The sequence below is a fragment of the Serratia sp. G204Y genome, assembly GCF_051172435.1.
Lineage (GTDB): Bacteria > Pseudomonadota > Gammaproteobacteria > Enterobacterales > Enterobacteriaceae > Serratia > Serratia sarumanii.
Genome location: NZ_JBPIZA010000004.1, coordinates 195,094 through 216,766, shown reverse-complemented (window position 1 = coordinate 216,766; position 21,673 = coordinate 195,094). Strand labels below are relative to the sequence as shown.

Genomic DNA, 21,673 nt, shown 5'->3' with positions numbered 1-21,673 from the left:
CGCCGTCCGTATCGCTGCGGACGGTTTGCCTGCGCGCACAGTTTGAAAAACGAGAAAGGCCATGTCTTCCATAACCAAAACTCCACCTGCCGCATCGCCGCGTGGCGCGATGCTGAACCTGATCAGACGGCTGCATTTTTATATCGGCCTGCTGGTCGCTCCTTTTATTCTGGTCGCTGCACTGACCGGCACGCTGTATGTGTTGACGCCGCAGCTTGAAGAGGCGCTGTATCGCGATGCGCTTTTCACCGAACCGCACGGACAGGCGAGATCGCTGGCTGACCAGATCGCCGCCGCCCGCCGTGCGGCGGGTGACGAGACGCGCATTTACGCCGTGCGCCCGGCACCCGGCGCAATGGACACCACGCGCGTACAGTTCGCGAGTGCCGATCTGGGCGCTTCCGAGTCGCGCGCGCTGTTTGTCGACCCTTACACTCTGGCGATCAAGGGCGATATGACGGTGTACGGCACCTCCGGCGTGCTGCCGCTGCGCACCTGGCTGGATAAGTTGCACAGCAGCCTGCTGCTCGGCGATCTGGGGCGCAACTACAGCGAGCTGGCGGCCTCCTGGCTGTGGGTGGCTGCGCTGGGCGGCGTGGCGCTGTGGCTGGCGACGCGGCCGAAGCGCAAGCTGAAAAAGGCGAAAGGGGGCTTCGCCGCCAGCCGCCATTGGCATATCACGCTGGGTGTGGCGCTGCTGGCCGGGCTGCTGTTCTTCTCGGCTACCGGGCTGACCTGGTCGCAGTGGGCCGGCGGCAACATCGACGCGCTGCGGGCCAACCTGGGCTGGCTGACGCCGCAGGTCAACACCAGCCTGCAGGCCGATACGCCGCAGACGCCGGCCGATCCGCACGCCGAGCACCGCGGGATGATGGCGGGCATGAAGATGGCCCCAGCCGCGCAGAGCAATGCGCTGAACGGCGACTGGGATCGGGCGCTGTACGCCGCGCGCGCCGCTGGAATAGACGCCGCCAAGGTCGAGCTGCGCCAGCCGAAAGGCGAGGGCAAAGCCTGGACGGTGACCGAAGTGGATCGCAGCTGGCCGACGCAGGTGGACGCGGTTGCCATCGCGCCGCAAAGCTTCGCCGTCGTCGACCAGCTGCGGTTCGACACTTTCCCGCTGATCGCCAAGCTGACCCGCTGGGGCATCGACGCCCACATGGGCATTCTGTTCGGCTTGCCGAATCAGCTGCTGCTGGCGGCGTTCGGCCTTGGGCTGTGCTTGATGATCGCGCTGGGTTACCGCATGTGGTGGATCCGCCGCCCGGCGGCGGGGGCGCAGCATCCGGTGCATACGCTGGTCGCCGCCTGGCTGGCGCTTTCCCTACCGGCGCGCGCCGGCACGCTGCTGGTGGCAGCGGCGCTGGGTTATTGCCTGCCGGTGATGGGCATGAGCCTCGCGGCGTTGCTGCTGGCGGACGTGTGGCGCTGGCGCGGCCAACGGCAAAGCCACCGGGACGAAACGCCGGAAGCGGCCGCCAGACGCGCCGAGGTGCGTAAGTTCCGCGCGGCGGTGGCGACGGTGGCTGTGGCGGTCGGCTGCGTGATGGGCCGAGCGATCCTCGGCGGCACCGTCGAGCAATTCCAGCTGCCGATCGGCACCTGGAGCGCCCAGATGGTGATCATGCAGAGCCTGATGGTGCTGCTGTATACGCTGGTGTTCACCCTGCTGCTTTCCATTCCGCTGTGGTATTTCTTTCTGGGGGAGAAAGAGGGGCGGTGAGAAGGCGTCCGGCATGCCTTCGGGCATGCCGGATATTTGGGAATGTGGCTCAAGCGCGTATCATCTTGGTCAGGCAGGATAATCAGCGAGAACTCGACCACTGAATCCCTCTCCTGTGACGATTCCAGCGTATCGATAGTGGCCAAGGTGATGTTGTCTTTCCCCGCCAGCAGGCTGGCCATCACGCTTTTGCTGCTGCCATCGGGGCCGGTGACTTCAAGGAACAGTTGCCAGTCATAACAGTTCGCCAGCATTATAAACAACGCCGCGAGAATACGCTCCTGCTTGTCGTGATTGCCCCGGCAGCCTGCGTCAGCCACTGCCAGAAATGCGGCCCATGGTCAGCCAGGTTTTCCCCGATGCGTGGCGGGGTGTATTTCGCGCTGTTGACGGTGCGCAGCCAGTGTTCTTGCTGGTGGGCGCCGAACTGCCCCGTTGAGGGTATCGAATACCCCGTTACGAACGCCTATCAACCGGCGGGGCGGATCGTCCATCTGTGGCATCATCAGCTTGAGGGTGTCCCAAATGCTGTTGATACCAGCAGTGGAGAACAGTTCGGGCACCTTCTGGAACTGCGCGGTAATCTCCCGGCTCAGTTGCCTGTGTGGTAGTACTTACCACAATGGTCGCGTATGTAGTGAAATAGATCTTCCCCTACCGGCGTTACTGCAGGGTGTTACGTAGTGTTCGGGCTAGCTCGCTGGCGCTCATGAAGTTGAATTTAGCGACCCGATGAGGCAATAAGGTGTGATTTCACAGGAATGCGTAATTCAAATCCAATGAATAAAACTTGAAAACCCTTTAGTGATATTGATTATCATTTGCATTGGAATGCTGCACCTGTAATGCTACCATCATAAAGCCATATAACTTTGAAAAGGACAAGTAGGATGCAAACAAGAGCTGTACTGTCAACTTAAAATACTACCGTTTCCAGTGAGAAAAGAACGGAAACTGCAACCAATGTGCTCAAAAGTTGGACTAAACATGGGTTGAGTGTTACCGATGATGATCTAAATAAATAGTATCATTAAAACGTGGATTGAAAATATGCTTAAATTTATATTAATTACTGCTCTTTGCATCACATCAGTAGGTTGTGCGGATAGTAAAAAAAATAAACTTGTATATGTAAGCGAAGATCTTCAATTTATTTTGGATAAAAAATGTATTGTGGAAATATCACCGATTGAAAAAAGTGCGGAAAATAATTATGCCTTAGCCATAAGATTGAAAAATGACACGGCGTGTGCAAATAAACTCAATATGCTAATTTCTAAAAGTATTGGCAGGGATTTATTCATCTACTATAATTCAAATTTAGTTATGAAATCCCATGTGGCTAGTAGCCTAAATACTGAAAATGGATATAGGCAAATGATGCCAGATAAAAAAACACTTAATGATGTTTTGTCGTCATATAATGAGTTGTAAATATATCTCAAGTGCTTGAGCCACCAAGATATGGTGGCTTCGTTCAACTAACCTGCTATTTCTCTGGAAATTCAAAGGTGACAGTTACAGGGTTTGAATGTGACTTTACCCTGATGTAAGTATTTCCGATTCCTGTGGCTTTTATTGTGTATGATCCTGGTCCCATTGTGTTAATGGTTTTCATTCCACTATGTTCCGGGTATTTTATCTCCACATCAAAAGATGACTCCATATTCGATGAAGGATTAAAATTGACGGTATAGACGTTAGGGGAATTTTCGTTAGCAAAGGAGTTTAATAACTCAATCCACTCACTCCACACACCAGGCGCAGCAATGACGCGTTTGTGTTGAATTGGACCGATGTAAGGCACGGTACAAACGCCGTTATTTCTTGCGTCGCGGGCTTTTTGCAGTCCTTTCATCACTTCAGCTTTGTTTATTCTCCGAAGTGGTGCAAACTTTGTTCTATAGACTTTTTTAGCTTCTTCCACGTTCCCACTTTTCAGGGAGTTAATGAGATTTTGGTAGTCTCTGCTATTTTTGATATAGGGACAATTCTTTTCCCCACAAATGATGCAGATATTATTTTCCAGTGCTTCTTTCACTTCTTCAGGAAACCAGTCAGATATCGAGCCGGGGTTTAATTTGAGGTCGTTCCATTCCCATGCATTGGTTACATGACTCCAACTGGTATTGGCTTCGGGCGGCTTACCTCCGTTACAGTTGAAGCCATCATAGGTTACTTTGTTGTTATGTGGGGTTCCACTCATAGCGCTTTCCTTTTTGCGATTAAATAGCTTGTGCAGAAATCTGTATGTACAACCAGTACTTTACTCTGTCGATACCGTTACAGCGATTGACCCGTGTTGTGCCATTGCTCCCACAACATCGCCACTGTATGCATGTCAGCGCATGGAGGCGGCAGCTGAGCTGCAAGAGAACGTCAACAGATCAGAATCGTCAGTCGCGTGGTGTTAGCGGGCCGCCAACGAGCGTGTTAGGCCTCCAAATAACCGCCAACTTCACCATGAACACAAAAATCGATGTTACAGTTCAAGGGGCGTGTTCACTAAGTAATCAGAAATGATGACAAAACATAGGAGTACGATGGGATGAAGACAGTGCTGCTCGGCCTCGCGGAGAATACTGATGATTTGTTCGTCGGAAAAACGCTTCTTCATGGGGATGTCCTCATGTGGCTCATGAAGACATGACTAACATCATGGTGTATTAATCAATGGGGCAGGTCAATTTAGCTTGGTATTATTGATTTTTGCAAAAACAAAAAATCCCGCAACCGAAGTTGCGGGCTTTTTCGCTATTATCGCCGGGTCTATCTGGTTCACTGGCGACGTATTTGGTGGAGCTGGCGGGAGTTGAACCCGCGTCCGAAATTACTACACCGTCGGCACTACATGCTTAGTCCAATCTTTACATTCGCCGGCCAGCTGCGGATGGACACGCTACTGACAGACTAGCCTGATTGAGTTTAACGCTTCAGCCCCAGGCAGGACATCCACGCGATCTCTTTTGGGTTTGACCTCTCTTGATCCCCGTCCTAAGAGCGGAGGCTAGGGAGAGAGGGCTCTAAGCAGGGTATTAAGCTGCTAAAGCGTAGTTTTCGTCGTTTGCGACTATTTTTTTGCGGCTTTTTACGAGGCCAACCGCCCCTCGGCATGCTCCTAGGGCTTCGCAAATCCCGTCGAATCCAGAATCAGCCCCAAGTAACTTTGTGCAGTATACCAGAAGTTTACTGCGATAAGCCAGCGGCTTAACGATTGGCGTGCTTCATGATACGGGCTTTCGCCGTCTGCCATTCGCGATCTTTGATGTCATCGCGTTTGTCGTGCTCTTTCTTGCCTTTGGCTACGCCGATCTTGATCTTGCTCCAGGCATTTTTCCAATACAGGGATAAGGCCACCACGGTGTAACCATCGCGGTTGACGCGGCCGAGCAGGGTATCCAGCTCGCGTCGTTTCAGCAGCAGTTTACGGGTACGCGTCGGATCGCACACCACATGCGACGAAGCCACGTTGAGCGGAGTGATGGTGGCGCCAAACAGATAGGCTTCACCGTCACGGAACGTCACGTAGCTGTCGCTGAGGTTGGCTTTGCCTGCACGCAGCGATTTAACTTCCCACCCTTGCAGCGACAGGCCCGCCTCGAACTCTTCTTCAATGAAGTATTCGAAACGCGCGCGCTTGTTTTGAGCAATGGTGGCGGAACCGGGTTTGTGTGCTTTTTTCTTTGTCATAGTGCGTTCATTATACTGGATGCTTCAGCGAAAGAAATCCTTTCCCGTTCAGCACCTGCGCAATTTTTCGCATTTTTGGCGCCCTCATCCCTTAGCAGATTTTTTGTTTGCCGCCAGATAAATGGTATTATCTGTACGTTTTATGTCTCACAGGAAATGATATGCCCCAGATCAGTCGGTCTGCATTAGTGCCGTTCAGCGCCGAGCAGATGTATCAGTTGGTTAACGATGTTCACTCTTATCCCGATTTTCTGCCAGGTTGCACCGGCAGCCGGGTGCTTAACGCTACCTCCAACGAAATGACCGCCGCGGTGGACGTCGCCAAGGCCGGTATCAGCAAGACCTTCACCACGCGCAATACGCTGCTGGATAACCAGAGCATCAATATGCAGCTGGTCGATGGCCCGTTCCGCAAGCTGATGGGCGGTTGGCAGTTCACGCCGCTGAGCGAAGAGGCCTGCAAGGTGGAGCTGCACCTGGACTTCGAGTTCACCAACAAACTGATTGAGCTGGCGTTCGGCAAGGTGTTCAAAGAGCTGGCGGGCAGCATGGTGCAGGCATTCACCCAGCGGGCGAAAGAGGTCTACAGTGTCTGACATCCAGGTCGAGGTGGTGTACGCCTTGCCGGAGCGCCAGTACCTGCGCAAGGTGAAACTGGCCGAGGGCAGCAGCGTCGAGCAGGCGATCCAGGCTTCGGGCCTGCTGGAGCTGCGCCAGGATATCGATCTCAAGAGCAACAAAATCGGCATCTACAGCCGCCCGGCCAAGCTGGGCGATACGCTGAACGACGGCGACCGGGTGGAGATCTACCGGCCCTTGCTCGCCGATCCGAAAGAGCTGCGCCGGCAACGGGCAGAAAAGGCAAAAAAATAAGGCGCTATAAGCGCCTTATTTTTTTATCTGAAACTGATTTTCTCTTCCGCGTTGCAGCCTGCGACTGTCATGAGGAACAGCATGCCCCCTCATGGGCCGGAAGAGCGGGCGGCGCCGATTACTTGGTCAGCGCCGGTTTGTTCTGGATGTCGGTCAACACGCCTGCGCTGTCGAAGGTCAGCGTCAGCGTCTGCTGGGTGATGTCTTCATGGCCAGGCTGCTGGCGGAACACATAGAACCACGTCTGAGTCCCGAACGGGTCTTGCAGCATTGGGGTGCCCAATGTGTAAGCGACCTGTTGCTGGGTCATCCCTTTCTGAATTTTCGCCACGTCGGTCGACGTCAGGTAGTTCCCCTGGTTGATGTCAGGACGATAAACCACCTTTTCAAAAGTAGAACAGCCTGCAGTCAGCATCACAAGAACTACAGCGGCGGCAGTCAGCGTTTTACAGCGCATAGTAATCACATTCCTTTAGGGCATAGGATGCCGATGATAATAGACCTTGCGGCAGTTGGAAACCTTTATACCCTTCATCTTTCAAGTTGCGACGCGTTGGCTTTCTTTCAGCACCTCAAGCGCTTGGCCTGTTTCAGGCCGTTGAGGAGGCTTAGGATCGCCGCCGCGCCGCACTTTAGATATCTTTCGGGTCAACAGCGTCACTGTCAGACCGCAGGAAAGTGAAAAAGTTGAGCTTTTTTATGCCGCCAGCAGTTCTTTGGCGTTCGCCAACGTATTGCGGGTGACTTCACTGCCGCCAAGCAGGCGCGCCAGCTCCTGCAGCCGGGCGCGTTTATCCAGCGGCGCCATCTGGGTTTCGGTGACCGTGCCGTCGGTCTGCTTGCTGACGAACAGGTGTTGATGCCCGCATCCGGCCACCTGCGGCAGGTGGGTCACGCACATCACCTGGGTGGATTCGCCGAGCTGGCGCAGCAGGCGGCCGACGATGGCGGCGGTCGGGCCGCTGATACCCACGTCCACCTCATCGAAGATCAGCGCCGGGGTTTCCATCTTGCGGGCGGTGATCACCTGAATGGCCAGCGCGATGCGCGACAGCTCACCGCCGGAGGCGACCTTCGCCAGCGGCTGCAGCGGTTGCCCCGGGTTGGTGGAGACGCAGAACTCGGTGCGGCTGGCCCCTTCGGCGCTCAGATGCTGCGGCTCGAAACGCACATCGATGTTGAACTTGCCGTGCGGCATGGAGAGCGCATGCATGCTGTCGGTAATGAGCGTGGTCAGCTCGGCGGCGTAATGCAGGCGTTTCTGATGCAGCTGCTCCGCCAGCGCCAGCGCCTGCTGGTGATGCAGGGTGACCGCCTCGTTCAGGTGCTCATGGTCGCTTTCCTGCTGTGAAAGCAGCTGCTGTTCATCCAGCAACTGCTGATGCAGCTGCGGCAGCTCTTCCGGCGCGACCTGGTGTTTGCGCGCCAGGCTGATTTGGCGTGACAGGCGCTGTTCCAGCTCGTGCAGGCGGTTGGGATCGAGATCCATGCGATCGGCGTAGTGGCGCAGTTCGTCGCTGGCTTCGCTGATCTGGATAGAAGCCTCTTCCAGCATGTCCAGCAGGCCGCTGAGCTTGTCGTCCAGCCCGGCCAGCTCGAGCAGCAGGTGCTTGGCGCTGTATAGCTGGCTGAGCATGTTGTTCTCGTCGCTGTCGGCCAGCAGCTGCAGCGTCTGCTGGCTGAGGGTCAGCAGCTGGCCGCTGTTGGCCAGGCGCTTGTACTCGGCGTCGGTCTGTTCGAACTCGCCGGCCTGCGGCGCGAATTCGTTCAGCTCTTTCAATTGGTATTGCAGCAGCTGCTTGCGCGCTTCGCGCTCGATGGACTGCTGCTGATGGTGCGCCAGCTCGCGGCAGCTCTGGTGCCAGCGTTGGTAGGCCTGGCTCATCGCCGCCAGCAGGGCGGGTTCGTCGGCGTAGGCGTCGAGCAGCGCTTTTTGGTGCTCCGGCTTGAGCAGCAGCTGATGGGCGTGTTGACCGTGGATTTGGATCAGGCGTTGCCCCAGCTCGCGCAGCTGCGACAGCGGCACGGCGGTGCCGTTGATAAAGCCGCGCGAACGGCCGTCGGCGTTGATCACCCGGCGCAGCAGGCATTCGTTGCTGTCGTCCAGCTGGTTCTGTTCCAGCCATTCGCGCGCGGACGGGGTGTCCGCCAGCGAGAAGCGGGCGCAGATGTCGGCGCGGGCGGCTCCCAGGCGCACCACGTTGCCGTCGGCGCGGTTGCCGAGGCACAGCCCCAGCGCATCGATGGCGATGGATTTGCCGGCGCCGGTTTCACCGGTGATCGCCGTCATACCCGGTTGAAAATCGATTTCCAACTCACGAACGATAGCAAAGTTGCTGATGGTTAATTGCGCCAGCATGGGAACCTTCCTGTGTATAAACACATAACTGTAGTTTCATACAGTATAAACTGGTTTTATATACAGTAAAGTGGCCGGCGCAGATTTTAGAACAATTTTTTCGACCAGCCCAGTTTGGTGCTTAACGTGTTGAAATAGCTGTAGTCCTTTGGGTGAATCAGGTTCAGGTGGAAATCGCTGCGGCGGATCAGCACTTCTTCGCCTTCCTGGATCGGTAGCGCGATCTGGCTGTCGCAGCTGATCTCCAGATCGCTGCCGATCTGCGAAAACTTCAGGCGGATGGTGCTGTCGCCGTTGATCACCAGCGGCCGGGCGGAGAGGGTATGCGGGAACATCGGCACCAGCGCGATCGCTTCCAGCGACGGGGTGAGGATCGGCCCGCCGGCGGAGAGCGAGTAGGCGGTGGAGCCGGTCGGCGTGGCGATGATCAGGCCGTCGGAACGCTGCGAGAAGGCGAAGCGATCGTCGATGTACACCTCGAATTCGATCATGTGCGCCACTTTGCCGGGGTGTAGCACCACTTCGTTGATGGCGGTGCTGATGCGGCACTGCTGGTGCTCTTTATGCACGATGGTTTCCAGCAGGAAACGCTGTTCGTCGATGTACTCGCCTTCCAGCACGTCCGCCAGCTGCTGCAGGGCGTTGTCGGGATCGAGATCGGTGAGGAAGCCGAGGTTGCCGCGGTTGACCCCGATCACCTTGATGTCGTAGCGCGCCAGCACGCGCGCGGCGCCGAGCATGTTGCCGTCGCCGCCGACCACCACCGCCAGGTCGGCGCGCTGGCCGATATCCGCCAGGCTGCCGGTCACGGCGTCTTTCAGCCCTAAATCATGGGCGATCTGGCGTTCGACCATCACCGAATAGCCGCGGGCGACCAGCCAGTGGAACAGCATCTCGTGGGTTGCCAGCGCTGAAGGGTGACGCGGGTGGCCAACAATGCCAATACAGGCGAATTTTTTATTCATTTGTTGTGATTTTCCTCACCGGGAGCCGTTTATGCCCCACATTGTGACCGGTTGACTTGAAACCCCGGTTTTGATCCCCATAATAAGCCAAGTTGCGAGATTAATGCTAAAACGCGGAGATATTCATGAGTAGTAAAGAACAGAAGACGCCAAACGAGCAAGTCTCGGAAGAAATGGAACAACACGCTCACCACGAGGATACGCTGCCGGAAGCGGCGGAAGGCGTCGATCTGCGCGATGCGCGTATCGCCGAACTGGAAGCCCAACTGGCGGAAGCTCAGCAGCACGAGCGCGACAGCCTGCTGCGCGCCAAAGCCGAAGCGGAGAACATCCGCCGCCGCGCCGAACTGGACGTCGAGAAAGCGCACAAGTTCGCCCTGGAGAAATTCTCCGGCGATCTGCTGCCGGTGATCGACAACCTGGAGCGCGCGCTGGATCTGGCGGATAAAAACAATCCGGAACTGGCCGCGATGATCGAAGGCATCGAGCTGACGCTGAAATCGCTGCTGGACGTGGTGCGCAAATACGGCATCGAGATCGTCGGCGACGTCAACGTGCCGTTCAACCCGGAAGTGCATCAGGCGATGAGCATGATGGAATCCGCCGATCATCAGCCGAACCACGTGATGATGGTGATGCAGAAAGGCTATACGCTGAACGGCCGCCTGCTGCGCCCTGCGATGGTTGCGGTCTCCAAAGCCAAGGCGTAATCGCCCCGGCAACGGCATAAAGAAAGGCACCCGAAGGTGCCTTTTTTGTCTCTGGACTACGCCTGCGGCAGGCGCGGCATCCAGTCGATCGGCGTGAGCCCTTGTTGCTCCAGCAGCTGATTGGCCTGCGAGAAGTGGCGGCAGCCGAGGAAGCCGCGGTGGGCGGAGAGCGGCGACGGGTGCGGCGCCTTCAGCACATGGTGGCGGTTGCGGTCGATAAAGTTGCCTTTCTTCTGCGCGTGCGAGCCCCACAGCAGGAACACCACGCCTTCACGGTTCTCGTTCAGGGCGGCGATCACTTTGTCCGTAAAGGTTTCCCAGCCCAGGTTGGCGTGCGAGTGCGCGCGGCCGCCTTCCACCGTCAGCACGGTGTTGAGCAGCAGCACCCCCTGTTCGGCCCAGCTTTGCAGGTAGCCGTGATCCGGGCGTTCGAAGCCGGGAATGTCGGTCGCCAGCTCTTTATACATGTTCACCAGCGACGGCGGCGCCGGCACGCCGGGGCGCACCGAGAAAGAGAGGCCGTGCGCCTGATTGGGGCCGTGGTAGGGATCCTGGCCGAGGATGACGACTTTGACGTCCGCCAGCTCGGTATAGCGGAAAGCGTTGAACACGTCCTTCTGCGGTGGATAAATGGTCTTACCGGCCTGGCGTTCAGCGGCAACAAAGGCGAGCGTTTCAACAAAATAGGGCTGCTCTTTCTCTTTGCCGATCACGTCATGCCAGGTGAGGGAGGTGGCCATAAACACTCTCCTTTGTTTTCTTTAGCAATTCATGGGCTATAGCTTACCGTGTCGGCTCGCGCAGCGAAACCCGCTTTTCATTTCTCGCCGCTGCGTCTTATGCAATTAATTTTGAAAATTTACAAAAATAATTGGTTTTTGCCGCAGTAGGAAAATTGATATAAAACATAAATTTGCCCCTTCACGCCTTGTGCCTACCCGGTAAAAATTGACTTTAATCAAGGAACTGGCTTGGTCAGGCTGGTATACAGAACAACAAGGCAACAATGGTTTTACCAAATGGCCGAAACCAGAATTGGGTTTTCTCACGACGTGAATTTTTACGCCCTTGTACGGAGGCAACATAATGATTACCGGTATTCAAATTACCAAAGCGAATGACCAGGCGCTGGTGAATTCTTTCTGGCTGCTGGACGATGAAAAAGCGGAAGCTCGCTGCGTGTGCGCCAAGGCCAACTACGCGGAAGATCAGGTTGTCGCGGTGAGCGATCTGGGCCAGATCGAATACCGTGAAGTGCCGCTGGAAATGCAGCCGACCGTGCGCGTGGAAGGCGGCCAGCACTTGAACGTCAACGTGCTGCGTCGCGAAACCCTGGAAGACGCGGTCAAGCATCCGGAAAAATACCCGCAGCTGACCATCCGCGTGTCCGGCTATGCGGTGCGCTTCAACTCCCTGACGCCGGAACAGCAGCGCGACGTTATCGCCCGCACCTTTACCGAAAGCCTGTAATTTGCGGCGCAGTCAATCAGGGAGCTTAGGCTCCCTTTTCTGCGTTTGACGGCCGAAAAACGAACGCGGATCACATTCTGCACAAAGATAAGCATTTCTAATACAGAACTCATCCGACCTGCCGATAGCTAAATCAGTACCTATTCAGGTGCTCAATAAAAAGTCTATCGACAAGGAGTCGGCATGAGTATGCCTTTAAGTTTTACCTCTGCAGTATCCCCGGTGGCCGCGATCCCTAAACCTCGCGCCGCTGCCGAGACGGCGACGGCGGCGCTGCCCGCGGCAACGCCGGCAAATCCGGCGCCGGTGGCCTCTCCCTCTCAGAACACGCTCAATGCGCAGAATCTGTTGAATACGCTGGTCGGCGATATCTCAGCGGCGGCGCCGACGGCGGCGGCAGCGCCGGGCGTGACGCGGGGGCAGCAATCGCAGGAGGGGGATTATGCGTTGGCGCTGTTGGCCAAGGACGTTTATTCACTCAATGGCCAGGGTGCCGCCGGGTTCAACCGCCTGAGCGACAGCGCGCTGCTCGGTTTCGGCATCGATCCCGCCAGCCTGCACGACGCGGGCAGCGGTTTCCAGGCCGGGATTTACAGCAACGACAAGCAGTATGTGTTGGCGTTCGCCGGTACCAACGACTGGCGCGACTGGCTGAGCAACGTGCGGCAGGCGACGGGCTATGACGATGTGCAGTACAATCAGGCGGTTGCCGCTGCCAAAAGCGCCAAGGCGGCCTTCGGCGATGCGCTGGTGATCGCCGGCCATTCGCTCGGCGGTGGTCTGGCGGCCACGGCGGCGCTGGCGACTGGCACCGTCGCGGTCACCTTCAACGCGGCCGGAGTGTCGGATTACACCCTGAATCGCCTGGGCATCGATCCGACGGCGGCGAAGAAAGATGCCGAAGCCGGCAGCATTCGCCGCTACAGCGAGCAATATGACATGCTGACCAGCACCCAAGAATCGACCTCGCTGATCCCGGATGCCATCGGCCACAACATCACCCTGGCCAACAACGATACCCTGACCGGCATCGATGACTGGCGGCCGAGCAAGCATCTGGAGCGCAGCCTGAGGGCGCACGGCATCGACAAGGTGATAAGCTCGATGGCGGAACAAAAGCCGTGGGAGGCGAAGACCAATGCCTGAAGGGCGTCGCTTGCGGTGGGCGCTGGCGATAGCCTTACTGGCGCTGGTCGCGGTGACCGGTTTACTGATGATGGCTAAGGAGCAACAGATGGGGCAGGAGATTTCGCCGTTTGACGGCCACAGCAATCTGGCGCTGGCTCAGGCGGTGGCGCGCGGCGATACGCAGGGCATCCGTGCGCAGGCCACGCAGGATCGTTTGCGCGAGCGGGGCGATCGGCAGGTCACGCTGTTGCAGTGGGCGGTGCTTTCGCAGCAGCCGGGTAGCGTGCAGGCGTTGCTGGATCTCGGGGCCGACCCGGCGGCGGCGGGGCTGGACGGCAACAGCGCGCTGCACACCGCGGCGATGTTGCAAGACGCGCAGTACCTGCGGTTGCTGCTGACCGAAGGGGCGCAGGTGAACGTGCGCAATGCCGTTACTGGTGCCACGCCGCTCGCGGCGGCGGTGCTGGCCGGGCGCGAAGATCAACTGCGGCTGTTGCTGGCGGCCGGGGCGGACACCACCTTGAGCGATCGGCTGGGGGATACCCCGCTGCATCTGGCGGCGAAGATTAACGCGCCGCACCTGGCGCTGCTGTTGTTGCAGGCCGGGGCCGATGCCCGGGCGCGCAACCAGCAGGGCTTTGCGTTCCAGTTTTATTTCTCGCAAACGCCGGCGCATTTGCAGAATGACGAGCTGAAGGCGCAGTTCCGCGAACTGGACAAATGGCTGCAGGGGCACCGCTTGGGCACGCACTACGCGCAGCCGTAAACGCCCATAAAAAAACCGCCTGTACAGGCGGTTTTTTCTTAGGCAGCGATGGTTATTACGCGTCGCCGGCCGGTTTGGCCTTCGCCTGACGGCGTTTGCCGACGTTTTTGGCGTCGCGATGGCGCACTTTTACCTTGGCCTTTTCTTTGTTCCTCGCTTTATCTTCCGCGCGTTTGGCCAGCACTTTCTTCGATGGCTTGCCGTTGCTCTTCTCGTTCGGCACCTTGGTTTTTGGCCGCAGTTCGTCGATCACGCGCGCTTTCAGCGGCTCGTTCAGGTAACGGCCCACTTTGCCCAGCAGCAGATGGTCGTGCGCTTCCACCAGCGAAATGGCGGTGCCTTTGCGCCCGGCGCGGCCGGTACGGCCGATGCGGTGTAGGTAGGTGTCCGCCGTGCGCGGCATGTCGAAGTTGAACACGTGGGTGATATCGAGGATATCCAGACCGCGCGCGGCAACGTCGGTGGCCACCAGCACGTTAACCCGGCCATCCATCATGCGTTTGACCGCTTCGTTGCGTTTGGCCTGCACCATTTCGCCTTCGAGATAGCAGGTGTTGATGCCCGCTTCGCGCAGCCAGGTGGCCAGCTCGTGCACGCGCTCGCGTTTGCGCACGAAGATCACCGATTTCTGCACGTCCGGCTGCTTCAGCAGGTGGATCAGCAGCGCGGTTTTGTGCTGCACGTCATCGGCGCGGTAGTACCACTGCAGGATCTTTTTGCGTTCGCGGCGCGACGGATCGGCTTCCACTTCCACCGGCTCTTTCAGAATGCGCTCGGCGAATTCGCGAATTGCTTCGCCTTCCAGCGTGGCGGAGAACAGCAGCGTCTGGTTGCGCCAGCGGGTTTCGGCGGAGATGGTTTCGATGTCCTGCGCGAAGCCCATGTCGAGCATGCGGTCGGCTTCGTCGAGGATCAGGGTTTCCACCGCGCGGCAGTCGAAGTTCTCTTCTTTAATGTATTGCAGCAAACGGCCGGTGGTGGCGACCACCACGTCCTGGTTTTCGCTGAACACTTCCGCGTGGTTCATGTAAGCGACGCCGCCGGTGATGGTGGCGATATCCAGCGAGGTATGAGCAGCCAATTCACGCGCCTGATCGGCGACCTGCATCGCCAGTTCACGCGTTGGCGTCAGGATCAGCACGCGCGGCGGGCCGGATTTTTTGCGCGGGAAGTCCAGCAGGTGCTGCAAAACGGGCAGCAGGAAGGCGGCGGTTTTGCCGGTGCCGGTCGGAGCCGAACCTAAGACGTCGCGCCCGTCCATCGCCGGCGGGATCGCAGCGGCCTGAATGGCGGTGGGGCGATCGTAGCCTTTGTCGCGCAGCGCGTCGATCAGGCGATCATCGAGTTCGAGTTCGGAAAAAGTGGTTGCTGTCATGGTCTACCTCTACTTGGGGCGCCGATTATAGACGGGTTGGCCGCGATCTTCACCTATTTAAGCGGAAAGCCGCTCTTTTCCCGCCGATCAGATTGCCTTATGCTACGCCAGTTTTATAGCCAGGTGGTGAGAGTGAGCAAGCGTTCGAAAGCCGATTTTACCCCGCGCCGCGGGGGTTTTACCTTTAAACAATTCTTTGTCGCCCACGATCGTTGCGCCATGAAAGTGGGCACCGACGGGGTGCTGCTCGGCGCCTGGGCGCCGCTGGGGCAGGCGCGCCGGGTGCTGGACATTGGCAGCGGCAGCGGGCTGATCGCGCTGATGCTGGCGCAGCGCAGCGGCGACGAAGTGACCATTGACGCGGTGGAGCTGGACGAAGCCGCCGCCGGCCAGGCGCGCGAAAACGCGGCGGCATCGCCGTGGCCGCAGCGCATCCGCGTGCATGCGCAGGATATTCACCATTATGCGCAGCGGCATGCCGCTGAGTATGATCTGATCGTCAGCAATCCGCCGTATTTCGAGCCGGCGGTGGCCTGCCGCGACCAGGCGCGCCACAACGCGCGCTACACCGAAACCCTGACGCACGAGGCGCTGTTGGCCTGTGCGGCGCAGCTGCTGACGGAACAGGGGACGTTCTGCGTGGTGCTGCCGCACGATATCGGCGCCGAATTCGAACGCCTGGCGCAGCAAAGCGGCTGGCACACGGCGGCGAAAGTGAACGTCAGCGATCGGGCCGATACGCCGCTGCACCGGGTGCTGCTGGCGCTGACGCGGCGGGAAACGCCGCTGCGGGAGCAGGCGCTGGCGATCAAGCAGGCCGACGGCAGCTACACCGACGATTTCCGCCATTTGATCGCTGACTTCTATCTTTTCTACTGAAAAGAAAAGGGCGCCGATTAGGCGCCCTGTCGCAGCGTTTAAGGCTGCAATATGGTCGGCAGCGCTTCCGGCAGCAGATCCGGGTAGTCCAGCGTGTAGTGCAGGCCGCGGCTCTCTTTGCGCGCCATGGCGCTGCGCACGATAAGCTCGGCCACCTGCACCAGATTGCGCAGCTCCAGCAGGTTGTTGGAGATGCGGAAGTGAGCGTAGTACTCGTCGATTTCCGCCTGCAGGGTGTTGATGCGGCGCAGGGCGCGCTCCAACCGCTTGGTGGTGCGCACGATGCCGACGTAATCCCACATGAACAGCCGCAGCTCGTGCCAGTTGTGCTGAATCACCACCCGTTCGTCCGCATCGTCCACCCGGCTTTCATCCCAGTGTGGCACCTGTTTGGCCTGCTGAATGAACGGTAGGCGCTGCAGAATGTCTTCCGCCGCCGACCAACCGTACACCAGGCACTCCAGCAGCGAATTCGACGCCATGCGGTTGGCGCCGTGCAGGCCGGTATAGCTGACCTCGCCGATGGCGTACAGCCCGTCGAGATCGGTGCGGCCGTGCTGATCGACCATCACGCCGCCGCAGGTGTAGTGCGCCGCCGGGACGATCGGGATCGGCTGCCGGGTCAGATCGAAGCCCAGCGTCAGCAGCTTCTCGTGGATCATCGGGAAGTGCTGGGTGATGAACTCCGCCGGCTTGTGGCTGATGTCCAGGTACATGCAGTCGGCGCCCAGGCGCTTCATTTCATGGTCGATGGCGCGGGCGACGATATCGCGCGGGGCCAGTTCGCCGCGCGGGTCGAAATCCGGCATAAAGCGGCTGCCGTCCGGGCGCTTCAGGTAAGCCCCTTCGCCGCGCAGCGCTTCGGTCAGCAGGAAGTTGCGCGCCTGCGGATGGAACAGGCAGGTCGGGTGGAACTGGTTGAACTCCAGGTTGGCGACCCGGCAGCCGGCGCGCCAGGCCATGGCGATGCCGTCGCCGGAGGAGATGTCCGGGTTGGTGGTGTATTGGTATACCTTGGCCGCGCCGCCGGTCGCCAGCACCACCGTTTTGGCGCGGTAGGTTTCCACCCGCTCCAGCTTGCGGTTCCAGACGTACGCGCCCACCACTCGGCGCGTGCCCGGCAGGCCGATTTTGTTCGAGGTGATAAGGTCAACCGCGTTGCGGCGCTCCATCACGCAAATATTGGGGTGAGCGCTTGCTTTCCCCACCAGCGTGGTCTCTACTTCCTTACCGGTCGCGTCCGCGGCGTGTAGGATGCGGCGATGGCTGTGGCCGCCTTCGCGCGTGAGGTGATAATGCTCTTCGCCCTGCGCGTTGACCTCGGTATCGAACAGCACGCCCTGATCGATCAGCCACTGCACGCAGTGGCGCGCGTTGCCGGCGATGAATTCGACGGCCTCTTTGTCGCACAGGCCGGCGCCGGCAATCAAAGTGTCATCAACGTGTGAGGCAATGCTGTCCGTCTCATCGAACACCGCGGCGATCCCGCCCTGGGCGTAAAAGGTGGCCCCCTCGCTGAGCGGCCCCTTGCTGAGAACGGTAACCTTGCAATGCTGCGCCAGGCGCAGCGCCAGTGACAGGCCCGCAGCGCCGCTGCCGACGATCAGTACATCGCTTACATGTTCAGATGATGGTTGCATAACGTATGATGTGTGCAGAAGAAGAGTGAATTTCATGTTAGCCTAACTGTCCGGGCAAAAGCCACGGATAGGGTGACATCAACAGAAAAAACAATGGCGATATGGAACTTCGTGTTCTATATGAACTCCAAGCGAGTGCTTGCTCAGGAAAATAATGTATGGCTGGCAGTACAATTTTACGCGTGGAGACGGATTTGGGGAGAGTTTACCTCGGATGAGCGAGCAGTTAACGGATCAAGTTCTGGTCGAGCGGGTCCAAAAGGGCGATCAGAAATCGTTTAACCTACTGGTAGTGCGCTATCAGCATAAGGTGGCGAGTCTCGTTTCCCGCTATGTGCCGCAGGGCGATGTGCCCGATGTGGTGCAGGAGTCGTTTATCAAGGCCTATCGCGCACTGGAATCGTTCCGTGGCGACAGCGCTTTTTATACCTGGTTGTATCGAATCGCCGTGAACACGGCAAAGAATTATCTGGTTGCTCAGGGGCGCCGTCCGCCATCCAGTGATGTGGACGCCAACGATGCGGAAAATTACGAAAGTGCGGGCGCACTGAAAGAAATTTCGAACCCTGAGAACTTAATGTTGTCAGAAGAGCTGAGACAGATAGTTTTCCGTACCATTGAGTCGCTCCCCGAGGATCTTCGCATGGCGATTACCCTGCGGGAGTTGGATGGTCTAAGCTACGAAGAGATAGCCGCCATCATGGATTGCCCGGTCGGAACCGTACGTTCGCGTATTTTCCGCGCCCGGGAAGCTATCGATAATAAAGTTCAACCGCTGATCCAGCGTTAGCAATGGCGGGCACAGGAAGGGTACTTAGGCATGCAGAAAGAAAAGCTTTCCGCTCTGATGGATGGTGAATCGTTCGACAGCGAGCTGTTGAGTTCTCTGTCGCAAGATCGAACGCTTCAACAAAGCTGGCAGAGCTATCACCTGATACGTGACACACTGCGAGGTGATGTCGGGCAAGTGATGCATCTCGACATCGCCGATCGCGTAGCCGCTGCACTTGAGAAAGAACCCGCCCGGCTGGTGCCTTCCGCCGTTCAGGAATCTCAGCCGCAGCCTCACACCTGGCAGAAAATGCCGTTCTGGGACAAAGTGCGTCCCTGGGCGAGCCAGATTACGCAAATCGGTATGGCGGCCTGCGTGTCGCTGGCGGTGATCGTCGGCGTGCAGCAGTACAACCAGCCTTCTGCGCCATCGAACGCGTCCGAATCGCCGGCCTTCACCACGCTGCCGATCATGGGCCAGGCCTCGCCGGTCAGCCTGGGCGTCCCGGCCGACAGTTTCTCCACCGGCAGCGGCCAACAGCAGCAGGTGCAGGAACAGCGCAAGCGTATCAATGCCATGCTGCAGGACTATGAATTGCAACGTCGCCTGCATTCGGATCAGCTGCAGCTTGAGCAAGGCAACCCGCAACAGGCCGCCATTCAGGTTCCCGGAACTCAGTCTTTAGGAATGCAACAGCAGTAATGAAGCAAATCTGGTTCTCCGTTTGTTTATTGACGGGCAGCCTGCTCTATTCCAGCATCGCCCCGGCGCAGCCAACTGCGTCCGGGGCGTTATTGCAACAGATGAGCAGCGCCAGCCGTTCTCTCAATTACGAGCTCGCCTACATCAGCATCAGCAAGCAGGGAATCGAGTCGTTGCGCTATCGCCATGCGGTGATCGGCAATGTGCCGCTCGGCCAGCTGCTGCATATGGACGGCCCGCGCCGCGAAGTGTTGCAGCGCGGCGGCGGGATCAGCTACTTCGAACCCGGCCTGGAGCCGTTCACGCTCACCGGCGATCACATCGTCGATGCGCTGCCGGCGATCGTCTATGCCGATTTCACCCGCCTGGCCAAGTACTACGACTTTATTTCCGTGGGCAGCACCCGCATCGCCGATCGGCCGTGTGAAGTGCTGCGCGTGGTGGCGCGCGACGGTTCCCGCTACAGCTATATCGTCTGGATGGACGAGGACACCAAGCTGCCGCTGCGGGTGGATCTGCTCGATCGCGACGGCGAAACGCTGGAGCAATATCGGGTGATCTCCTTCGCGGTCGGCGCCGACGTGCAGGGCGCGATGCAGGGGCTGCTCAAAGCCAACCTGCCGCCGCTGCTGTCGCTGCCGGCGGTGGAAAACGTCAAGCTCAGCTGGAGCACCGGCTGGCTGCCGGCCGGGGTGGACGAGGTGGCGCGCAATCGCCGCAAATTGCCGAACGTCGCCGTGCCGGTTGAATCCCGGCTCTACAGCGACGGCCTGTTCAGCTTCTCGGTCAACGTCAGCCCGGCGGGCAGCGGAGCCGGGCAGCAATACTACCGTCAGGGGCGCCGCACCATTCAGACCGAAGTGCGCGCGGGCAACGAAATCACTATCGTGGGCGAATTGCCGCCGGCGACGGCCAAGCGCATCGCCGACAGCATTTCTTTCAAGGTATCGCCGCAATGATGAAAGAGTGGGCCACGGTGGTTTCGTGGCAACAGGGCGTAGCGCTGCTGCGCTGTGAACCCAAGGCCGGCTGCGGCAGCTGCACCGCGCGTTCCGGCTGCGGCGCGCGCGCGCTGAACGAGCTGGTGCCGGAAACCGAGCATCAGCTGCAGGTGCATATCGATCAGCCGCTCGAACCTGGGCAGCGCGTCGAGGTCGGCATTGCGGAAGGCAGCCTGCTGCGCTCCGCCATGCTGGTTTACCTGACGCCGCTGCTGGGCATGATGCTGGGCGGCACGTTGCTGCAATATTGTTTCGGCAGCGACGCCTCGGCGGCCGTCGGCGCCGTACTGGGCGGCGCGGCGGCCTTTATGCTGGCGCGTCGGTTGGCCCGGCGTCTGGGCGAGCAGGCCGATTATCAGCCGGTGGTGCTGCAGATTGGGTTGCCGCCTACCGCGATGCGCATGCAGGCGGAAAATTCCCCGCTGATTTAAACCGACGGCCGCGTCATCGCCGGGTTGTGATAGGCGGGGATGCGGTTGTGGATCATATGCTCCAGCAGCGCGATGAACAGATCGGCGCTGAGCAGCGAATCGTAGTTAATCGCGAACAGCACATTTCCCTGGCCGTCGAGCAAACGGATGCCGCGCTGCGGATGGTTTTCCACCGCGCGGATCTGCTCGAGCGGCACGTTGCCCCGTTCCGTGGTCAGCAGGGTGGCGCTCAGCCGCAGCGTTTCGGTCGGCGTGCCTTGCCGCTTGCCGAGCAGCAGTTGCCACAGCCAGCGCGCGTCGCCCTCAACGGTGTGAAACGACACCGTCTCCCCTTGATAGAGCGCATTCAGCGCCAGCGGCCCGCGCTGCTGCAGCTGTTGGTCGACGATCACGTCCGCCAGCCGCCACGAATGGGCGACATTGCTGAAAACCGTACACCAGGGCTGATCCGCGCCGGCGCGGAACGCCGTGACGTCAAACAGCCCGCCAAAAGCCTGGCCGCCGCGAAAGCGATAGATATCGCCGATCTTCTCAAACGGGATGAAGCGCTCTTTGTGATGGTGGCCGTCAAAGACCCGCACGCCGTGCTCGTACAGGCGATAGGTCAGCGTCGGACGCAGATAATGCCGCAGCGCCAGCAGCGTACAGCCGAGTAAAATCGTGCCCGCGCCGGCCTGCAACAGCGTGATGACCTCGCTCTCATCAATGCTGCTCAGCAGCGGCAGCACCAACAGCGCCGCCCCCACGCTAAACAGCAGCGCCGCCGCCGCCAGAATGCCCCAGTTGACCTTTGAAAAATCGTGCCGGCTCAGCATTTGCCCTTTATCGATCATAATGCACCTTCCAATCAACGTACGGATATATGCTGGTGAACCCCGGTGGGCTGCCGATGTAGTGCCCTGAATAATGTTTTGTCGCGGAGTTCATGCCCTTTCTATCCGAGGGGCGGTGGTGGCGTATATGGGGTTTTTCCTAAAGGAAGAGGGGTGAGATGGAAATCTAAGAGGTTGATCCAAATATTCTTTTTTTATAATTTCGGAGAGGGTTTATTGCGCTGCGGCCGGTTATGTATTAGTGCCGGAGTTTGGCGGCCACGAATCACCGGCAAGCCTTGGGTTCAGGCCGTATCGTCCGCGTTAACATCTGTTTTCACCCGCCGGGGCGCCCTGTAACATTTAGCGGCGCATAA

22 protein-coding genes, 1 other RNA gene and 1 pseudogene are annotated in these 21,673 nt (G+C 58.7%); 13 read left to right on the top strand and 11 right to left on the bottom strand.

Features of this window, described 5'->3' with window-relative positions:
* Positions 1–61 precede the first annotated feature (61 nt).
* Positions 62–1,723: a DUF2534 family protein gene (locus tag ACSBQQ_RS19320; RefSeq protein WP_033649795.1), complete on the top strand. Its 1,662-nt coding sequence runs from the start codon at positions 62–64 to the stop codon at positions 1,721–1,723.
* Between the two features lie 62 nt (positions 1,724–1,785).
* On the opposite strand, the pseudogene ACSBQQ_RS19315 reads toward ACSBQQ_RS19320, so the two are convergent.
* Positions 1,786–2,393 (bottom strand): annotated as a pseudogene (locus tag ACSBQQ_RS19315) (DNA primase); the annotation flags it as partial.
* A gap of 380 nt (positions 2,394–2,773) precedes the next feature.
* Here ACSBQQ_RS19315 and ACSBQQ_RS19310 point away from each other — a divergent pair.
* Positions 2,774–3,157, top strand: a complete 384-nt coding sequence (locus tag ACSBQQ_RS19310; RefSeq protein ID WP_126171188.1) for a hypothetical protein — start codon at positions 2,774–2,776, stop codon at positions 3,155–3,157.
* A 55-nt stretch (positions 3,158–3,212) separates the two neighbouring features.
* Here the strand turns inward: ACSBQQ_RS19310 and ACSBQQ_RS19305 are convergent, their stop codons facing one another.
* The 3 genes from ACSBQQ_RS19305 to smpB all read right to left on the bottom strand — a co-directional run bounded on the left by ACSBQQ_RS19305 (position 3,213) and on the right by smpB (position 5,413).
* Entirely contained in the window at positions 3,213–3,929 is a 717-nt protein-coding gene (locus tag ACSBQQ_RS19305) for a colicin Z family toxin (protein WP_071883843.1), read from the bottom strand.
* Positions 3,930–4,517: 588 nt separating this feature from the next.
* Positions 4,518–4,881, bottom strand: a transfer-messenger RNA (tmRNA) gene (gene ssrA / locus ACSBQQ_RS19300).
* Positions 4,882–4,930: 49 nt separating this feature from the next.
* On the bottom strand, positions 4,931–5,413 hold the full coding sequence (gene smpB / locus ACSBQQ_RS19295; RefSeq protein ID WP_033654311.1) for an SsrA-binding protein SmpB: 483 nt from the start codon (positions 5,411–5,413) through the stop codon (positions 4,931–4,933).
* A gap of 161 nt (positions 5,414–5,574) precedes the next feature.
* Here smpB and ACSBQQ_RS19290 point away from each other — a divergent pair, with 161 nt between their 5' ends.
* Together ACSBQQ_RS19290 and ACSBQQ_RS19285 are read left to right on the top strand one after the other, a co-directional pair.
* On the top strand, positions 5,575–6,009 hold the full coding sequence (locus ACSBQQ_RS19290) for a type II toxin-antitoxin system RatA family toxin (RefSeq protein WP_004929096.1): 435 nt from the start codon (positions 5,575–5,577) through the stop codon (positions 6,007–6,009).
* Positions 6,002–6,286 carry an RnfH family protein gene (locus ACSBQQ_RS19285; protein ID WP_039568596.1) on the top strand — a complete coding sequence of 95 codons (285 nt, stop codon included), beginning with the start codon at positions 6,002–6,004 and terminating at the stop codon, positions 6,284–6,286. Before ACSBQQ_RS19290 ends, ACSBQQ_RS19285 begins: the two co-directional genes overlap by 8 nt.
* Positions 6,287–6,404: 118 nt before the next feature.
* Here ACSBQQ_RS19285 and bamE read toward each other — a convergent pair whose 3' ends face one another.
* The 3 genes from bamE to nadK form a co-directional block, all read right to left on the bottom strand.
* Entirely contained in the window at positions 6,405–6,743 is a 339-nt protein-coding gene (bamE, locus tag ACSBQQ_RS19280) for an outer membrane protein assembly factor BamE (RefSeq protein WP_004929101.1), read from the bottom strand.
* Between the two features lie 240 nt (positions 6,744–6,983).
* A complete protein-coding gene (gene recN, locus ACSBQQ_RS19275; RefSeq protein ID WP_039568593.1) occupies positions 6,984–8,645 on the bottom strand; it encodes a DNA repair protein RecN in 1,662 nt (553 codons plus the stop codon).
* An 86-nt stretch (positions 8,646–8,731) separates the two neighbouring features.
* Positions 8,732–9,610, bottom strand: a complete 879-nt coding sequence (gene nadK / locus ACSBQQ_RS19270) for an NAD(+) kinase (protein WP_019452304.1) — start codon at positions 9,608–9,610, stop codon at positions 8,732–8,734.
* 125 nt (positions 9,611–9,735) lie between these two features.
* Here nadK and grpE point away from each other — a divergent pair, with 125 nt between their 5' ends.
* Complete coding sequence (gene grpE / locus ACSBQQ_RS19265; protein ID WP_025159545.1) at positions 9,736–10,320, top strand: nucleotide exchange factor GrpE; 585 nt, start codon at positions 9,736–9,738, stop codon at positions 10,318–10,320.
* Between the two features lie 56 nt (positions 10,321–10,376).
* On the opposite strand, the gene ung is transcribed toward grpE, so the two are convergent.
* Positions 10,377–11,060, bottom strand: coding sequence for a uracil-DNA glycosylase (gene ung, locus ACSBQQ_RS19260; protein ID WP_033635636.1), 684 nt, complete (start codon positions 11,058–11,060; stop codon positions 10,377–10,379).
* Positions 11,061–11,406: 346 nt separating this feature from the next.
* On the opposite strand from ung, the gene grcA reads away from it, so the two are divergent.
* The 3 genes from grcA to ACSBQQ_RS19245 all read left to right on the top strand — a co-directional run bounded on the left by grcA (position 11,407) and on the right by ACSBQQ_RS19245 (position 13,684).
* Positions 11,407–11,790 carry an autonomous glycyl radical cofactor GrcA gene (grcA, locus tag ACSBQQ_RS19255; RefSeq protein WP_004929114.1) on the top strand — a complete coding sequence of 128 codons (384 nt, stop codon included), beginning with the start codon at positions 11,407–11,409 and terminating at the stop codon, positions 11,788–11,790.
* Positions 11,791–11,973: 183 nt separating this feature from the next.
* Complete coding sequence (locus tag ACSBQQ_RS19250) at positions 11,974–12,936, top strand: DUF2974 domain-containing protein (RefSeq protein WP_060428997.1); 963 nt, start codon at positions 11,974–11,976, stop codon at positions 12,934–12,936.
* The gene (locus tag ACSBQQ_RS19245; RefSeq protein WP_060427118.1) at positions 12,929–13,684 is read left to right on the top strand and encodes an ankyrin repeat domain-containing protein; all 756 of its coding nucleotides are present in this window, start codon (positions 12,929–12,931) and stop codon (positions 13,682–13,684) included. The genes ACSBQQ_RS19250 and ACSBQQ_RS19245 overlap by 8 nt, the downstream gene beginning before the upstream one ends.
* A 55-nt stretch (positions 13,685–13,739) precedes the next feature.
* Here the strand turns inward: ACSBQQ_RS19245 and srmB are convergent, their stop codons facing one another.
* Complete coding sequence (gene srmB, locus ACSBQQ_RS19240) at positions 13,740–15,059, bottom strand: ATP-dependent RNA helicase SrmB (RefSeq protein WP_039568581.1); 1,320 nt, start codon at positions 15,057–15,059, stop codon at positions 13,740–13,742.
* A 99-nt stretch (positions 15,060–15,158) separates the two neighbouring features.
* Between srmB and trmN the strand changes: the two genes are divergently transcribed.
* Positions 15,159–15,938 (top strand): tRNA(1)(Val) (adenine(37)-N(6))-methyltransferase TrmN, encoded by a 780-nt coding sequence (gene trmN / locus ACSBQQ_RS19235; protein ID WP_060428995.1) that lies wholly within the window; start codon positions 15,159–15,161, stop codon positions 15,936–15,938.
* Between the two features lie 38 nt (positions 15,939–15,976).
* Here the strand turns inward: trmN and nadB are convergent, their stop codons facing one another.
* Complete coding sequence (gene nadB / locus ACSBQQ_RS19230; protein ID WP_170929831.1) at positions 15,977–17,578, bottom strand: L-aspartate oxidase; 1,602 nt, start codon at positions 17,576–17,578, stop codon at positions 15,977–15,979.
* Between the two features lie 214 nt (positions 17,579–17,792).
* On the opposite strand from nadB, the gene rpoE reads away from it, so the two are divergent.
* The 4 genes from rpoE to rseC are packed head-to-tail and all read left to right on the top strand — an operon-like array spanning position 17,793 to position 20,484.
* Positions 17,793–18,368: an RNA polymerase sigma factor RpoE gene (gene rpoE, locus ACSBQQ_RS19225; protein ID WP_004929136.1), complete on the top strand. Its 576-nt coding sequence runs from the start codon at positions 17,793–17,795 to the stop codon at positions 18,366–18,368.
* Positions 18,369–18,398: 30 nt separating this feature from the next.
* Positions 18,399–19,052 (top strand): anti-sigma-E factor RseA, encoded by a 654-nt coding sequence (rseA, locus tag ACSBQQ_RS19220; RefSeq protein WP_016929795.1) that lies wholly within the window; start codon positions 18,399–18,401, stop codon positions 19,050–19,052.
* Entirely contained in the window at positions 19,052–20,011 is a 960-nt protein-coding gene (gene rseB, locus ACSBQQ_RS19215) for a sigma-E factor regulatory protein RseB (RefSeq protein WP_033635628.1), read from the top strand. The genes rseA and rseB overlap by 1 nt, the downstream gene beginning before the upstream one ends.
* Positions 20,008–20,484, top strand: a complete 477-nt coding sequence (gene rseC / locus ACSBQQ_RS19210; RefSeq protein ID WP_033635627.1) for a SoxR-reducing system protein RseC — start codon at positions 20,008–20,010, stop codon at positions 20,482–20,484. Before rseB ends, rseC begins: the two co-directional genes overlap by 4 nt.
* Here rseC and ACSBQQ_RS19205 read toward each other — a convergent pair.
* Complete coding sequence (locus ACSBQQ_RS19205; protein ID WP_033654302.1) at positions 20,481–21,317, bottom strand: hypothetical protein; 837 nt, start codon at positions 21,315–21,317, stop codon at positions 20,481–20,483. The genes rseC and ACSBQQ_RS19205 overlap by 4 nt on opposite strands.
* Positions 21,318–21,673: the final 356 nt, after the last annotated feature.